The organism is Cellulomonas hominis, assembly GCF_901521055.1.
Classification (GTDB): domain Bacteria; phylum Actinomycetota; class Actinomycetes; order Actinomycetales; family Cellulomonadaceae; genus Cellulomonas; species Cellulomonas endometrii.
The window spans coordinates 20,931-36,317 of the sequence record NZ_CABEGA010000043.1 but is presented as its reverse complement, the minus strand read 5'-3'; the positions used below and the strand labels follow the sequence as shown (position 1 = coordinate 36,317).

At 74.2% G+C, this 15,387-nt stretch carries 12 protein-coding genes; all 12 read right to left on the bottom strand.

Annotated elements, in window-relative coordinates:
* A partial coding sequence (locus tag KJP73_RS12340; protein WP_249669341.1) for a glycosyltransferase family 4 protein occupies positions 1 to 1,319 on the bottom strand: 1,319 nt, incomplete at its 3' end.
* A 31-nt stretch (positions 1,320 to 1,350) separates the two neighbouring features.
* Positions 1,351 to 2,550 (bottom strand): glycosyltransferase family 4 protein, encoded by a 1,200-nt coding sequence (locus tag KJP73_RS12335; protein ID WP_213283162.1) that lies wholly within the window; start codon positions 2,548 to 2,550, stop codon positions 1,351 to 1,353.
* Positions 2,547 to 3,434 (bottom strand): glycosyltransferase family 2 protein, encoded by an 888-nt coding sequence (locus tag KJP73_RS12330; RefSeq protein ID WP_213283161.1) that lies wholly within the window; start codon positions 3,432 to 3,434, stop codon positions 2,547 to 2,549. The genes KJP73_RS12335 and KJP73_RS12330 overlap by 4 nt, the downstream gene beginning before the upstream one ends.
* Positions 3,435 to 3,486: 52 nt before the next feature.
* Positions 3,487 to 6,786: a discoidin domain-containing protein gene (locus KJP73_RS12325; RefSeq protein ID WP_213283160.1), complete on the bottom strand. Its 3,300-nt coding sequence runs from the start codon at positions 6,784 to 6,786 to the stop codon at positions 3,487 to 3,489.
* Between the two features lies 1 nt (position 6,787).
* Positions 6,788 to 7,615, bottom strand: coding sequence for an ABC transporter permease (locus tag KJP73_RS12320; RefSeq protein ID WP_213283159.1), 828 nt, complete (start codon positions 7,613 to 7,615; stop codon positions 6,788 to 6,790).
* A 3-nt stretch (positions 7,616 to 7,618) separates the two neighbouring features.
* Positions 7,619 to 8,827, bottom strand: coding sequence for an ABC transporter ATP-binding protein (locus KJP73_RS12315; RefSeq protein WP_213283158.1), 1,209 nt, complete (start codon positions 8,825 to 8,827; stop codon positions 7,619 to 7,621).
* The gene (locus KJP73_RS12310) at positions 8,824 to 9,960 is read right to left on the bottom strand and encodes a glycosyltransferase family 4 protein (protein ID WP_213283157.1); all 1,137 of its coding nucleotides are present in this window, start codon (positions 9,958 to 9,960) and stop codon (positions 8,824 to 8,826) included. The genes KJP73_RS12315 and KJP73_RS12310 overlap by 4 nt, the downstream gene beginning before the upstream one ends.
* On the bottom strand, positions 9,953 to 11,116 hold the full coding sequence (locus tag KJP73_RS12305) for a glycosyltransferase WbsX family protein (protein ID WP_213283156.1): 1,164 nt from the start codon (positions 11,114 to 11,116) through the stop codon (positions 9,953 to 9,955). The genes KJP73_RS12310 and KJP73_RS12305 overlap by 8 nt, the downstream gene beginning before the upstream one ends.
* 483 nt (positions 11,117 to 11,599) lie before the next feature.
* Complete coding sequence (locus tag KJP73_RS12300; RefSeq protein ID WP_213283155.1) at positions 11,600 to 12,883, bottom strand: NAD(P)H-dependent oxidoreductase; 1,284 nt, start codon at positions 12,881 to 12,883, stop codon at positions 11,600 to 11,602.
* Positions 12,880 to 13,443, bottom strand: coding sequence for a dTDP-4-dehydrorhamnose 3,5-epimerase (gene rfbC, locus KJP73_RS12295; RefSeq protein ID WP_213283154.1), 564 nt, complete (start codon positions 13,441 to 13,443; stop codon positions 12,880 to 12,882). Before rfbC ends, KJP73_RS12300 begins: the two co-directional genes overlap by 4 nt.
* A complete protein-coding gene (locus tag KJP73_RS12290; protein WP_213283153.1) occupies positions 13,440 to 14,468 on the bottom strand; it encodes an NAD-dependent epimerase/dehydratase family protein in 1,029 nt (342 codons plus the stop codon). Before KJP73_RS12290 ends, rfbC begins: the two co-directional genes overlap by 4 nt.
* Positions 14,469 to 14,472: 4 nt before the next feature.
* The gene (locus KJP73_RS12285; protein WP_213283152.1) at positions 14,473 to 15,288 is read right to left on the bottom strand and encodes a glucose-1-phosphate cytidylyltransferase; all 816 of its coding nucleotides are present in this window, start codon (positions 15,286 to 15,288) and stop codon (positions 14,473 to 14,475) included.
* Between the last annotated feature and the right edge of the window lie 99 nt (positions 15,289 to 15,387).

Genomic DNA, 15,387 nt, shown 5'->3' with positions numbered 1-15,387 from the left:
CGGCGGTACTCGGCGATAACCGGACGCGCAATCTCGAGGAGGGCGAAGAACAAGAAGGTGACTATCTGCGCGGTGCAGCTGGGGATGATGAGGAACGGGGACGAGGGCGGGGGGGGGGGGGGGGTGCGGCGGGGGGGGGGGGGGGGGGAGGGGGGGGGGGGGGGGGGGGTGGGGGTGGTGAGCGAGCGGTACATCGCCTCGTAGCGCTCCGCGATCGCGTCCCACGTGTACTCGGCCGCCCGGGCCAGGCCCGCCTCGCGCATCCGGGCGGCGCGCTCCGGGTCGTCCAGCACCACGGCGAGCGCCCGGGCCAGCGCGGCGGCGTCACCGGCGGGCACGAGGATGCCGGCACCGCCGACGACGTCGGGCAGCGCGCCGCTGTCGGACGCCACGACGGGGACGCCCGCCGCCATCGCCTCGACGGCCACCCGGCCGAACTGCTCCAGCCAGCCGGGTGCGGGCACGGAGGGCACGGCCAGCACGTCGAGCCCGCGGTAGAACGCCGTGAGGTCCGCCCCGGCCAGGTGCCCGTGGAACGTGACGCGCCCGGCGAGCGCGGGGCTCGCGGCCCGGCGGCGCAGCTCGGCCTCGTACGGACCGGCCCCGGCGACCGCCACGTGCAGCCGCGGGTCGGCCTCGGCGGCGTCGAGCAGCACGTCGAGGCCCTTGTGGGGGTGCAGGAGCCGGCCGACGTAGCCGGTGCGCGCGGGGGCGGCCGCACCGACTACGCCGGCGTCCTGGGGGGCGCCGCCGTCGGCGCCGGGGTGGTCCTGCTGCGGGGCGGACGGCTCGACGCCCAGCCCGATGACGTGCGCGGGCGCGGTCAGCCCCTTGCGGCGGAGCACCTGGCCGGCCTCGGCGTTGCAGACGCTGACCGCGCCGGCGCCGCGCAGGGCGAGCCGCTCCCACCACCGGAACGGCGGCGGGTACCGCTTGTCGAGGTTCTGCGCGGAGTACAGGACGTACGGGGTGCGGACCCGGCGCAGCGCCCGGAGCAGCAGGATCTCGGCGGTGGCGAGCGCCGCGGGCTCCTCGTGCAGGTCCAGGACGTCCCAGTCCTCGCCGAGCGCCCGCCAGATCGGCCGCGGGTCGTAGAGGAACACGTTCGGGTGCGAGCCGAGGGTGCGGACCCCGACGACGTCCTCGCCCGGCCGCGGCTCCAGGTCGACGTCGCGGCCGCCCTCGGCCCAGGTGCGCGCGCTGAGCGTGCGGACGGTGAGCCCGCGGGCGCGCAGGGCGTCCTCCCGCCCGCGCCACGCCGTGACGACGGCGCTGTGGGAGATCCGCAGGACGCGCATGGGGACCATCGTGCCGGTCATCGCGACAATTCGGACAACTGGGGCAAAAGGTTCACCCGACCGGCGTGGGTGAAACGCCGGCCACCTCGGTGAGGACGGCGTCCAGGCGGCCGCGGGACCACGCCCAGTCGTGGGCCAGCGCCCACTTCCGGCACGTCTTGCCGATCCGGCGGCGCAGCGCCTCGTCGTCCGCCAGCGCCTCCAGGGCCGCGGCCAGGTCGGCGGGGTCGTCCGGCCGCACCGGCACGCCGGCGTCGCCCATCACCTCGGGGATGCCGCCGATCGCCGACGCCACCACCGGGACGCCCGAGGCCATGCCCTCCATGACCGTCAGCGCGAACGGCTCCGCCCACCGGGACGGCACCACGACGACGTCGGCCTGCCGGTAGACGTCCGCGACCTCGGACCGGGGGGTGAACGGCAGCAGCCGGACCCGGTCGCCGAGCGCCGCCGCCCGCCCCGCCAGGTCCCGCTCGTACGGCGAGGGCGTGGCGCCCGCGTCGAAGTTCTGCGAGCCCACCAGCGTCAGCTCGATGTCGTCGCGCGACAGCCGGGAGACCGCGTCGAGCAGCACGTCCGCGCCCTTGTCCCGGATCATCCGGCCCACGAACACGACCCGGAGCCGCTCCGCGCGCGCCGGGTCCGCCCGCGGGGAGAACCGGGCGGTGTCCACGCCGTTGGGCACCACGCGCAGCCGGTCCCGCAGCGCCGCCGGCAGGTGCGCGGCGGTCTGCTCGGCCAGCGCGCCGCTCACGCAGACGACGGCCGCCGCGCGCCCGAGCACCCGGTCGGCCTCCTTCACCGAGTAGGTGCGCAGCAGCAGGTTGTGCGCGTACAGCACCGCGGCGTGCCGGTCGTGCACGAGCGGCACCAGCTGCGGGGAGTTGTGCGCGAGCACCACCCCGGCGGGCCACGCGTCCTGGTCGGCGAGGGTCGGGCGCAGCGTGCGGCGGACCCCGGGACGCGGCAGGTCCAGCCGCCCGGCGAGCGCGTCGAGGTACCGGTCCGCCGGGCGCGCCGTCACGAGCGGGTAGCCGACGGGGTCGGCGCTGGCGTACCGGTCGGGGTAGGTGCCGTCGGCGACGACGACGCGGGGCCGCGGGACCGTGCCCTCCGGCAGGGCGGCGCACAGGCCGTCCACCACCGTCGGGATCGCGGAGCCGGTCCGGGGGGAGAAGTGGTCGCCCGGCGTGAGCACGTGCACCTCGGGCACGCGCGCGGCGCCCGCGGTGCCCGAGGCGTCCCCGGTCATCGCCGGCTGCTCCGCGGCTCCAGCCCGAGCGCCGCCCAGACGTCCGCGGCCGGCCCGCGCCAGCGGGGCAGCGTCCACGCGACGGGGATGGTCGCCAGGCAGCGCGCGGTCTCGGCGGCGTCGAGGCGCGAGGACAGCACGCCCCGGACCAGCTCGACACTGACCTTGGTGTGGGGGAACGCGAACCGCACGGACGCCGACGGCGCGTGCCACGCGACCTGCGCCTGGCCCTGGGCGGAGAACTGCTCGGCGTGCCGGCGCTGCAGGAACAGCTGCTCGGGCACCAGCTGGAACGGCCCGCGGCAGGCGAGCTCGGCGAGGACCACGAGGTCGTTGCCGACGGTCGGCCGGATGCCCCGGGTGCTGCGCAGCGCGTCGGTGCGGTGCAGGCCGTAGAACAGGTGCGCCGCCTGCGCGCGCAGGAAGTGCCCCATCCGCTCGTGCGGGGTCGGCTCGTCGCAGGCCAGGTCGGCGTCGTTGAGGTCCTCGGTGACCACCCCGCCGGCGTCGATGATCTGCGTCCGGGGGTAGACCAGCACGGTCGCCGGGTCGGAGTCGGCGAACACCTCCAGGCAGCGCCGCACGAACGCGGGCCGCCGGACGTCGTCCGCCGCCGCCCAGGTGAAGTACGGCGCCCGCGCCAGCTCGACCAGGTGGTTGAAGTTCCACCGGCCGCCGCGGTTCTGCTCCTGCCGGTGGTACCGGATGCGCGGGTCCTCCGCGGCGGCGGCGCGGCAGATCTCCTCGGTGGCGTCCGTCGAGGCGTTGTCCGAGATGACGATCTCGATGTCCTCGAGGTCCTGCTCGCGCACGGAGTCGAGCGCGGCCGGGAGGTACTTCTCGCCGTTGTAGACGGGGATGCCCACGGTGGCCCTGGGTGTCATCGTCGTCCCCTCCGGGTGGTCGTGCGGGTGGTGGATGGTCGCGGTGCCGGTGTCACCCGGCCGCCCCCGGCCCGTACGCGGCGAGCCGGACGAGCGACACGGGCCAGGTCGGCTCCGCCTGGACGGGCTCCCACGCGGGCAGGAGTCCGCCGGACTGGCCGGAGTAGTTCACGTCCGGCACGGTGATGCCGCGCGTCTGCGTGCTCGGCACCTGGACGCGGACCGCGGTCGCCTCGACCGGCTCGAACGTCACCTCGGAGGTCCGCTCCAGGAACAGGCCGTCCTGGCTCCCGACCTCGTGCCACTCGCCCTCGGCGTCCTGGACGCTCACCGTGTAGGCCTTGACGCCGGAGGTGCAGCACCGGATCCCGGCGCTCTCGACGACCACGCGGTCGATCGTGGCGGGCGCCGCGAGGTCCACCTGCACCCACGGCTCGGTGTCCGGGCCGTCGGCCGTGCGACCGGCCGCGCGCCAGGGGTTCGACCCGGCGCCCTCCTCGGTGACCAGGTCCGCGGGGTCGGTGCCGTCGGTGGTCGAGCTGGCCGTGGCGGTGCCGCCCGCGAGCAGGTTCGTGCCGCGCGGCGTCGCCGGTGCGACCGACAGCGCGGCGTCCTCGGGGGCGGTGAGCAGCACGGGCGCGCCGGTGACGCGCAGGGCCGTGGGCTCGCCCGCCGCCACGTCGAGCGTGCGTGTGCCGCCGTAGAGGTCGGTGACCGTGACGGTGGTGGCCGTCGCCGCCGTGAGGGCGACGTCCGTGACCTCGTCCTGCGTCCACACGGCCAGCAGGGGGTCCGCCGCGGGGGCGCCGGGGTCGGCGCCCAGGGCCGCGCCGAACGCCATCGCGTGCAGCGCCGGGTCCCCGGTGTCCAGCACGTCGGGGGCGCCCCGCCCGTCGAGCGCCCCGGACACGGTGGCCATGGCGAGCGCGCCCGGCTTCACGAACGACCCGAGCTGCACGAGCGACCACGTGAAGCCGCCCTCGCCCCAGCCGCCCTCGCTGAAGAAGTACATCCACTCGTCGACGCCCAGCTCCGACATCCACAGCAGCGACCGCGCGACGTCGTACGCCTGCGCCCAGTGGCTCACGGGGCCGTCGGACCACCAGCCGGACTCGGTGTCCCAGACCTCGGGGGCGTCGGCGCCGCACTGGGCGAGCAGCTCGTTCACCGCGGTGATCTGGCCGATCGGCCCGTCGGTGCCCTCCTCGTCCCACGACCGGTTGAAGCCGGTGTACGGGTGGATCCCGACGATGTCCATGGAGGTGCAGCCGCCGCCGTCGACCAGCTGCTGGTACCAGGGGACGACCACGTTCAGCGCGTTGCCGCCGATGATCCGCGCCTGCGGGTCGACGGCGCGGACGGCCTCCGCGAACGGGGCCTGGACGCGCACGGCGTAGTCGGCGCCGTCGCCGAAGCCGGTGTTGTTCGGCTCGTTCCACGGCGCCCAGAGGTGCAGGTCGGGGGCACCGGTGTGCAGGGCGGTGGCGATGACCCGCACCCACGCGCCCCAGGTCCCGGAGGCGACGGCCTCCTGCTCCGCCTCACCGCCCTGGCCGACCTGCACGTAGAGCTGCACGTCGGTGCCGGCGGCGAGCGCGGCGGCCGCGGCGATGCCCGCGTAGGGGTCGCCGTCCTCGGCGCCCGGAAGCGAGGACAGGTCCAGCGCGCCGACCGCGGGGGTCGCGGCGACGTCCGGCACGAGCCGGCCGAAGTCCAGCTGGACGCGGTGGCTGCCGATGCCGAGCTGCGCCGCGAGCTGCACGCCGCGCAGCGGCCCGGGGCCGCCCCAGTCGGCGCCGTCGGCGAGGGACGCGGGGTCGTACGTGGAGCCGGGGGCCCCGACGGCGTACCGCAGGCAGGTGGCGGTGCGGACCTCGCCGGTGGCCTTCTCGACCAGCTCGGCGTGCACCTCGTACGGGCCCGGCCGCGCGTCGGGCAGCGTGAGCGGCACCTCGCCGCCGTCCGCGGGGATCGCGACCGTGCCGGAGGCGGGCTCGACCGGCGGGTCCAGCCACGGGTCGCCGGTGACCTCGTAGCGCAGCTCGTAGGTGTCGGCCAGGTCGCCCCACCAGAGGGCGAACTCCGCGTGCACCGCGGGCGTCGCGTCCGGCCCGAAGTAGTCGTCCACCGCGTCGGTGGCCAGGCCCGCGCCGTAGCCGAGCCGGTCGAGCGTGGAGGCGTGGTTGACGTCCCACGTGATCGGCGCGTCGAGCAGCAGGTCCAGGTCGGCGTCGCCGACGCGGGACAGCTGCAGACCGGCGCCGTCCTCGCGCGGGGAGAAGAAGTAGACCGCGTCGCCCTGCCGGACGAACGGCGTGAGGTCCGCGAACCGGAACGTCGAGCCCTGGCCCTCGCCGGACAGCGCGATGCGCCGCCACACGCCGTCGGGGCCGACCTCGACCAGCCGCCACGTGGGCCCGGCGAGCAGGAGCCCGCCGTCGGCCGCCGTCGCGACACCGGTCGGGTGGTCCAGCGTGGACTCCCGGCCGTTGGCGGACTCGCCGGACAGCGTGCCCTCGACCCGCAGGCCGGGGGTGCCGTCGGCGGCGTAGTGCACCAGCGAGATGGAGGAGGACTGCTCGTCGGCGTCGCTGAGCACCGCGAGCGTGCCGTCGTCCTGCGGGTAGAACCGCGGGTAGACGTCCCAGTCGAGCTCCGGCCCGTCGCCGTCCACCGTGCCGTCGGCCTTGAGCAGCGCGAGCTGGTGCGAGCCGCTGAGCACGACCGTGGCGAGCACGTCGTCGTGGCCGGCCGTCCAGCCCAGCACCGCGGACACCCGCCCGCGGTCCAGGTCGGCCAGGTCCCAGGTGGTGCCCGGCTCGTCGCCGTCGGTCCACAGCCCGACGGTCGTGCCCGACCGGGACCCGTCGGCGGCCAGCACGCCGCCGTCCTGCGTCAGCGCGAAGCTGCTCGGCGCGGCGTCATCGGAGCCGGCCTCGACCGTCACCGGCGTCCCGGCGCGCCCGTCCTGCGTCCAGCGGCTGATCGTCGTGGTCGCGCCGTCCTGGCGCAGCGCGGCGACGTGCCCCTCGACGGCCGCGAGCTGCGTCGGCACGTCCTCGCCCGCGTCGGCGACCAGCGCCTCGACCGTCGCGACGGGCGCGTCCGCGGCGAGCGCGGCGTACCGGTCGGTGTCGGCGACGCCGCACATGCGGGCGGACGTGTCGCCGGCCGCGGGGGCCGCCGCCACGGCGTCCTCCCCGGAGCCGGACCGCTGCGTCGCGAGCTGCCAGCCGCCGATGCCGGCGGACGCGGCCAGGACGGCGGTCAGCCCCAGGACCACGCCCCGGCGCCCGCGGCCGGTGCGGCGGGCGGGCTCCTGGCCTGGCGTCGTGGCCGGCGTCGAGGTCACGTCAGATCACGTCCGCGAAGCCGCGTTCCATCTTCGAGAACACCAGCGCCCCGGCGACGAACACCACGACGCTCGTGACGGCCGCGGCGACCATCTGCCAGCCCGGCGGCTGCGCCAGACCGAGCAGCGCCCACCGGAAGCCCTCGAGCAGCCAGGTCAGCGGGTTGATGTCGAACAGCCATCGGATGTTGTCGCCGACCTCGCTCAGCGAGTACGCCAGCGGGCTCGCGTACAGCAGCGTCTGCATGGCGAACGGCACGATGTACGCCACGTCGCGGAACTGGACCATCAGCGCGGAGCTGAGCAGGCCGATGCCGCTGCCCAGCAGCACGACCGCGAGGATCCACAGCGGGAGCGTCAGCAGGGCCCAGCCCGCGAAGATCCCGAACCACACCAGCAGCCCGACCATCAGCACGGCGGCGACCGCGAAGTCGACCATCACCGACAGGATCGAGGACAGCGGCACCAGCATGCGCGGGAAGAACACCTTCGACACCAGCGCCTGGTTGTTCACCAGGGACGGCGCGGCGCGCGTGACGATGCCGTTGAACAGCGTCCACGCGAGCATGCCGGCGAACGTGAACACGAAGTACGGGACCCCGTCGCTGCCCAGGTCGGCGATCTGCCCGAAGACGATCGAGAAGATGCCGGCGCTCAGCAGCGGCTGCAGGACCACCCAGACCACGCCGAGCGCGGTCTGCCGGTACCGGAGCTTGAGGTCGCGGGTGCCGAACCGGGTGAAGACCTCGCGGGCCTCCCACAGCTCGCGCCAGCCGGGCAGCGGCAGCCGGCCGGGCGGGGTGATGACGATCGTGCGTGCGGCGGCCACGGGTCAGCGCCTCTCGTAGTCGAAGTCGGCGAGGACGAGACCGGCGTCGAGCCCCTCGTCGGACACGGCCTGCGGGTACGGCAGCACCGGGTGGATCTCGAACCGGCCGGCGCCCTCGAACGCGTCCAGCACGCCGGAGGAGCAGACGTACAGGTCCACGGAGTACTCGCCGGGCTTGAGCCAGGGGCCGTTGATGGTCAGCGCGATCTTCTGCTCCTGCGCCGGGTCCAGCCACAGGCCGGTGACGCGGGAGTCGCACTGCAGGATCGTCGTGCCGTGCCGGTCGTTCACGTGGCAGGAGACGAAGTACTTGCCGATGTAGTCGGGGTTCGCGTTGACCAGGAACTCGATGGTCTTCGACTCGACCGTCCGGTAGAGCGGGCTCGAGATCGTCGCGGACGTGATCCGCAGCTCGCCGGTGCCGGGGCGCCGGTCGATGTCCGTCTGGCTGAGCGCCGCGCGGTCCCGGCTGGTCTGGTAGAGCTCGATGGCGTCGTCCACGTCGCCGTGCATGACCAGCCCGCCGTGCTCCAGGTACAGGGCGGTCGTGCAGAGGGCCTTCACGGTCTGGATCTGGTGGCTGACGTACAGGACCGTCCGGCCCTCGGCGGCGACCGTCTTCATCCGGTCGATGCACTTGGCCTGGAACTCCGCGTCGCCGACGGCCAGCACCTCGTCGATCGCGAGGATCTCCGTGTCGAGGTGGGCCGCGACCGCGAACGCGAGCCGCACGTACATGCCCGACGAGTACCGCTTCACCGGGGTGTCGAGGAACTTCTCGACGCCGGAGAACGCCACGATCTCGTCGAACCGGCGCTTGATCTCCGACTTCCGCATCCCGAGCAGCGTGCCGTTGAGGTACACGTTCTCCCGGCCGGTCAGCTCGGGGTGGAACCCGGTGCCGACCTCCAGCAGCGAGCCGACGCGGCCGCCGAGCTCGATGCGGCCGTGGGTCGGGGCGGCGACGCGGGTCAGCAGCTTGAGCAGCGTCGACTTCCCGGCGCCGTTGCGGCCCAGGATGCCGACGGCCTCGCCCCAGGGGATCTCGAAGCCCACGTCGTCCAGCGCGCGGAACTCCTCGAAGTGCTGACGCTCCATGGGGTGCCGGAGCCGGTGCACCAGGGCCTCCGCCGCGGTCGACGGCTTGTCGTCGTTCGCGGCGATCTTGTAGTGCTTGCTCACCCCGCTCGCGCGGATGGCGACGTCGGTCATGAACGCTCCTCAGGGGCGGGTCGGCCGGCGGGTGCGGCGGTGGTGCGGGTGGTCGCGGACGACCGGGGCGGGGTGCCCCGGGCCGGACGGCGGTACAGGCGCTCGTACGCGTCGGCGACGGCGGTCAGGGAGAACGTGCGGGACCGGGCGAGCCCGGCGGCGGCGAGCTCCGCGCGGCGGTGCCCGTCCAGCAGCAGGTCGGCCAGCGCCGGCCCCAGGTCGTCGAGCTCGGCGAGCACCGCGGCGCGGCCCTCGTCGCTGACGTACCGGGCGCCGACGTTCGGGGTCGCGACGACCGGCAGGCCGCTCGCCATCGCCTCGGCGTAGGGGATGCCGAAGCCCTCGTACGAGGACGGCAGGCAGAACACCCACGCGCGCCGGTACGCGTCGGCGAGCTCGGCGTCGGACAGCCGGCCCAGGACCTTGATGCCCGGGCCGGGGTCGACCGGGGCGTCGCGCGTGACCATCCACAGCTCGGCGCCCTCGACGCGCGGCCGGACGTGCTCGACGAACGCCGCCGCCAGGTCCTTGCCGCGCTTGCGGCCGTGCCAGGTGCCGACGAACAGGATCACGGGGTGCTCGGTGCGGCCCGCGTCGTCGCCCGGGGTGAACCGGGTGGTGTCGACGCCGTTGGGGATGACGTCGTGCGAGCGCGGCACCCAGCGCCGGGTCTGCGGGGAGACGACCACGACGCGGTCGGCGACGAAGGACGCCAGCACCTCGCTGAACCCGAGCAGCAGCATGCGCAGCTTCTCCTTGGCGCCGCGGATGTGCCGGGCCTCCTCGAAGCACGAGCCGTGCACCGTGCGGAGGTGCAGCGGCGCGCGGCGGCGCCACATCCAGTAGTCGTCGCCGTGCGCGTGCAGCACGTCGTAGCCGCTGTAGTCCTGCCGGCGCAGCGCGCTCGCGAACCGGAACGTGCGCAGCGAGCCGGACATCGCGACGTGCCGGTGGCCGTACTCCGCGCCCGGCACCGGCGGGCAGTCGCTGAACATGTCGACGTGGTGCCCGCGGCGGGCCAGCTCGGTCGCGAGCTCGTGCGCCTGGAAGCCGACGCCGATCTTGCTGCCCGACGGCAGGTAGTACGACAGCATCGCGATCCGCAGGGGCGGCGCGTCGGTGCGGTCAGCCATGCGCGACCCCGTCCGTCGGGGCGAGCGCCGGGGTCGGCGTGAGCACCCGCGCCGGCTCCGTGGTGAGCGTGCTGGTGCCGCTCAGCCCGTCCCGCAGGGCCTCCAGCCAGCCGTGGCCGTGCTCGAGGTCCGGCTCCAGGTAGTTGCCCTCGGCCCACTCGTTCCACGACTTGACCCACAGCAGCCGCTCGGCGGCCGGGCGGTCCTGCAGCGTGTCGACGGCCTGCCGCACGTGCCGCCGGAACAGCTCCGGGGTCGAGCCGGTGACCACCAGCCCCCGGGTGCCCGAGCGCGGCGTGTTGTCCCAGCTCGGGTACACGCACGGCTGCAGGTTCTCGGAGATGCCGGCGGGCGCGGGCTGGAAGTCGGCTGCGTGCGGGTAGATCTCCGGGCGGCCGAGCTTGCGTCCCACCCGCATCCGCAGCACGTCGGCGCGGGTGGTCCGCGCCGGGATCCGCATGTAGACGCCCGCGTCGAACCCGGCGGCGTCCACGTCGGTGTACCGCGGGCCGCGCCCGAGCAGGTCCGACACCTCGGCCACCAGGTACAGCCCGGGCAGGCCGGCCGCGCGGGCCATGCCCTGCCACCGGTCGACGAACGCCGCGGCGTCCGGCAGGTCCTCGGGCCGGAACACGTAGAACACCGGCCGGTCGTCGACGCGCAGGTACCGCTCGTCGCGGAACGCCGGCAGCAGGGTGTCGAAGTGCCGCTGCTCGTCCTCGGGCCCCGGGTAGGTCTGCTCCATCAGGATGCGGTCGCTGGCGCCGTGCCAGATGCCGCTCCACGTCTGGTTCGCCCAGGCCAGGCAGAACTTCACGGACGGGGCGCCCGACGCCAGGACCTCGGTGAACGGCCGCTCGAGGATGCGCCGGCCGCCGCCGAACCAGTAGTGCCAGTACACGAACGCCTCGACGCCGTACCGCTGCGCCAGGTCGCTCTGCGCCTCCCGGGCCTCGGGCATCCGCAGGTCGTAGAACCCGAGGTCGGCCGGCAGGTGCGGCTGGTCGTGCCCCCGGAACAGCGGGCGTGCCTTCGCGGCGTTGGTCCACTCGGTGAAGCCGGGGCCCCACCACGCGTCGTTCTCCGGCACCGGGTGGAACTGGGGCAGGTAGAACGACACGGCGCGGGCGCGCAGGTCGCTGGCGTTCGTGCTCATCGGCGGGTCAGCCCTTCGTGCGGCGCCTGGGGGCAGGCGGTCCCGCGCCCGGTGCGGGCGGTCGGGTGCGGGGAGGAGGCGTCAGGGGCAGGGGCGGTCGGCTCCGGCACGGATCCCCCTCCCCGGTGTCGTCGGTCGTGGGGCCTCAGGGGGACGGGTCGTCCACCCCAGGCCCGTTCCTGGTCGTGAGTCTATGAGCGCATTTGTCCGATTTGTCCGGCGGTCCCGGGTGAACTGGTGCGCATCCGGGTGACGCCCGCCGGCGGCTCCGGCCGGCCCGTCCGCGCCCCCGCCGGGCCCGCCCGCGGCTCGGCCCCGCTCGGCTCCCGGCGCGGACTGCGCCCGCCGGCCGGGACTGCGCCCCCCGGCCGGGACTGCGCCCGCCGGCCGGGACTGCGCCCCCTGCAGCGGGCGCACTCCCGTGCTGCGGGCGCAGTCCCGTGCTGCGGGCGCAGTCCAAGACCGCTTCGCGAAGCCGGACGGTCAGGCCAGGGCCGACTGCGCCTCGCGGAGCTGGTCGACCAGCCGGCCCTCCGGGAGCCGGACGTCGTCGTACGTGAGCGTCGCGTCCTTCGGGACGTCGCGGACCAGCACGCAGCCCTCCGCCACGCCGACGGGCAGCAGCCGCTCGGTGCGGGTGACGTCCGCGCGCTCGGCCTGGCCGTAGTAGTGGTACCCGCCCAGCGCGTCCAGCACCGTGCCCGCCGCGAGGTCGGTCTTCGCGGTCGTGACGACCTCGACGCTCGGCGCCCCGAGCGGGCGGATCGTCGCGTCGCCGAGCAGGAACGCCCGCGCGATGGTGTTCGGCACCTCGAAGTGGCACAGGTGGTACGGCTGGTAGAACGAGTAGAGCGGCCCGGTGCCCAGCTTGTAGAGCTCCAGGTAGTGCCGCTGCTTCGGGTCGTCGTGGGTCGCGAGCACGTACACGCCGGGACCCGGCCTCGCGCCGACCACGTAGTCCACCGCCCCGCCGAGCGCGCGGAGCTCGTCGACGTCGTACCGCGTGGTCAGCTCGTCGACGTGGCCGTCGTGGTCCATGCCGAGCATCCCGCGCCGGTGCACCGACATGCCGGTGGCGTTGGCGACCAGCGCCTGCTCGACCGAGACCTTCGTGCCGTCCGCGAACGACGTGACCATGTGCGGGTCCTGGCCCCACCGCTCGGCGAACGCCTTCTGCGTGGTGGGGGTGCGGTACTCGTCCTGCAGGCCCTTGATGTTGCCGGCGACCAGGGGCGTGAGCCCGAGCCCGCGGACGAACCGGTACAGGTTCATCTGCACGCCGGGCTGGTCGCCGTCGCAGCCGGTGTAGACGACGCCGGCCTTGTCGGCCAGGCGCGCGAGCTCGGCGCCGACCGTGGCGTCCACCTCGGCGTTCATCAGCACCAGGTGCTTGCCGTGCTCGAAGCAGGCGAGCGCGACGTGCGCGCCGAATTCGACGGCGCCGGTCACGTCGACCACGACATCCACGGCGTCCGACGCGATCGCCACGCGGTAGTCGGCGGTCACGGCGGGGGTGCCGGACGCGGCGGCCCGGGCGAGCGCCGCGGGGGAGTCGACCTCGAGCACGCCGGTCAGCCCGGCCTCGGTGTACGCCCGCACGCCCTGCTCCGGCCGGCGCGCGACGATCGCGACGACGTCCATGCCCGGCACGGAGTTGACGATCTGGTTGACCAGCCCGCGGCCCATGAACCCGGCGCCCACGAGCGCCACCCGGATCGGGGCCCCGTCGGCCTGGCGCGCCCGGAGCAGCGAGTCGACGACGATCATCGCGCGATCTCCGGCGCGGCCTCGGGGGCGCCGGCGTCGACCAGCGGCCAGGCGGCGTCCTTGTCCGAGATCACGCTGACCGGCAGCGGCCACGCGATGCCGAACGCGGCGTCGTCGTACCGGAAGCCCTGCTCGCCCTCCGGGGCGTAGGGCCCGCTGACCTGGTAGACCACCTCGGCGCCGTCGACCAGCGTCTGGTAGCCGTGGGCCACGTACGGCGGGATGAACAGGGCCCGCCGGTTCTCGGCCGACAGCTCGACCATGACGTGCGCGCCGTAGGTGGGGGAGTCCGGCCGGACGTCCACGGCCACGTCGACGATCGACCCGGCGGTGCAGCGGACCAGCTTGCCCTCGGCGTACGGCGGCACCTGGCGGTGCAGGCCCCGCAGCGTCCCGGCCCGGTGGTTGAACGACAGGTTGCCCTGCGCGACGGTGGTGTCCAGGCCGTGGGACTCGAACTCCGTGACGTCGAAGGTCCGGGCGAAGAACCCGCGGTCGTCGCCGCGCAGCTCGAGGTCGACGATCATCACGCCGTCGACGGCGGTCGGGGTGTACTTCACGGGTTCACCGTCCAGAAGAGCTGGGGGTCCACCTGGCCGGTCTTGAGCAGGTGCTCGATCTGCGCCAGGCGGGTGTGGCCGCGCCCGGTGAACGTCTCGGTGTCGAGCGCGATCTGCTCGAACACGCGGTGCAGCTGGGCGGCGCCGGCGGCGGCGTCCCAGTCGGTCTCGTAGCCGGGCAGGACTTCGCGGATCTTCGCGAACGACACGCGGTAGGACCGGTTGTCGGCGCTCGGCTCGCCGAAGGACACCTCGCAGCCGGGGAACTCGGCCCCGACCGTCTCCGCGATCTCCCGGACCGTGTAGTTGTTCGAGTCGGCGCCGACGTTCAGCACCTGCGCGTGCACGGACTCCCGGGGGGCGTCGAGCACCGCGCGGATCGCCTTGGCGATGTCCAGGCCGTGCACGAGCGGGCGCCAGGGCGTGCCGTCGGACGTCATCGCGATGCGGTGCGTCGTCCACGCCAGGCCGGCCAGGTTGTTCAGCACGATGTCGAACCGCTGCCGCGGCGAGGCGCCGAACGCGGTCGCGTTGCGCAGGAACGTCGGCGAGAAGTCGTCGTCCGCCAGCGCCGTGACGTCCCGCTCGACCAGGGCCTTGCACCGGGCGTAGGCGGTCTGCGGGTCGGTCGGGCTGGTCTCGTCGACCGTCCCGTCGGCCACGCCGTAGACGCTGCACGAGGACATGTAGACGAACCGCGAGACGCCGGCGCGCTTGGCCGCGGAGGCCAGCGCGACAGAGCCGTGGTGGTTGATGTCGTAGGTGACGTCCCCGATGCGGTCGCCGATCGGGTCGTTGGACAGCTCGGCCATGTGCACGACGGCGTCGAACCCGACCAGGTCGTCCGGAGTGACGTGCCGGATGTCCTTGACCAGCGTGTGCGGGGTCTCCCGCACGCCGTTGTAGAGCCAGCCGTTCTTGTAGTAGCCGGTGTCGAGGCCGGTGACCTCGTCGCCGCGGCTCAGCAGCGTCGGTGCGAGCAGGCTCCCGAGGTAGCCCTCGGTGCCGGTGACCAGGATGCGCACGAGCTCAGTCCTCCCAGATCTTCCACGGGGCGCGGCCGGAGTCCCACAGGCCGTTGAGCTCCGTCCAGTCGCGGAACGTGTCCATGCCCATCCAGAAGCCCTCGTGCTCGAACACGGAGAGCTGGCGGTCCCGGGCGAGCTGCTGCAGCGGCGCGCTCTCGAGCATCACCGCGGGGTCGTCGTCGAGGTACTTGTCGACGAACTCCCGCTCGAAGACGAAGAAACCGCCGTTGACCCAGCCGTCGGCGAGGGTGGGCTTCTCGTTGAACTCGACGACCGTCTCGCCCTCGACCCGCATCTCGCCGTACCGGCTGGAGGGGTGCACGCCCGTGAGGGTGCCGAGCAGGCCGTGGTCCACGTGGTGGCGCAGGGCGCCGGTGATGTCGACGTCGCCGATGCCGTCGCCGTAGGTGAGGGCGAACCGCGGGGCGTCCAGGTGGTCCGCGACCCGGCGGATGCGCGCGGCGGTCGCGGTGGTGAGGCCGGTCTCGACGAAGGTGATCTCCCAGTCCTCGCGGCCGAACGTGTTGTGGAACACCGGCTCGTCGGCGGACCCGAGCCGGAGCGTGAAGTCCGAGGTCAGGTGCCGGTAGTCGAGGAAGTACTGCTTGATCAGGTCGCTCTTGTAGCCCAGGGCCAGCACGAACCTGCGGAACCCGTGCTCGCTGTAGGTCTTCATGATGTGCCAGAGGATCGGCCGGCCGCCGATGTCGACCAGCGGCTTGGGCAGCTTCTCGCTCGCCTCGCGCAGGCGCGTCCCCATGCCGCCGCACAGGATCACCACCGGGATGTCGGCGGGCGTCAGGTCGCCAGCGGTCATGGCTCCTCCTCGGAAGCGGGGGGCGTGGGGTCGGTCGCGATGCACCCACGACCTGTCCCGAGGCTAGTCCGGGCAATTCGGCCCAGACAGGTATGAACG

Excerpts from the sequence above, each read along its gene's own strand:
- KJP73_RS12285 (WP_213283152.1), bottom strand. The coding sequence starts at position 15,288 with ATGACCGCTGGCGACCTGACGCCCGCCGACATCCCGGTGGTGATCCTG.
- KJP73_RS12310 (WP_213283157.1), bottom strand. The coding sequence starts at position 9,960 with ATGGCTGACCGCACCGACGCGCCGCCCCTGCGGATCGCGATGCTGTCG.
- KJP73_RS12300 (WP_213283155.1), bottom strand. The coding sequence starts at position 12,883 with ATGATCGTCGTCGACTCGCTGCTCCGGGCGCGCCAGGCCGACGGGGCC.
- KJP73_RS12315 (WP_213283158.1), bottom strand. The coding sequence starts at position 8,827 with ATGACCGACGTCGCCATCCGCGCGAGCGGGGTGAGCAAGCACTACAAG.
- KJP73_RS12335 (WP_213283162.1), bottom strand. The coding sequence starts at position 2,550 with ATGACCGGGGACGCCTCGGGCACCGCGGGCGCCGCGCGCGTGCCCGAG.
- KJP73_RS12330 (WP_213283161.1), bottom strand. The coding sequence starts at position 3,434 with ATGACACCCAGGGCCACCGTGGGCATCCCCGTCTACAACGGCGAGAAG.
- KJP73_RS12305 (WP_213283156.1), bottom strand. The coding sequence starts at position 11,116 with ATGAGCACGAACGCCAGCGACCTGCGCGCCCGCGCCGTGTCGTTCTAC.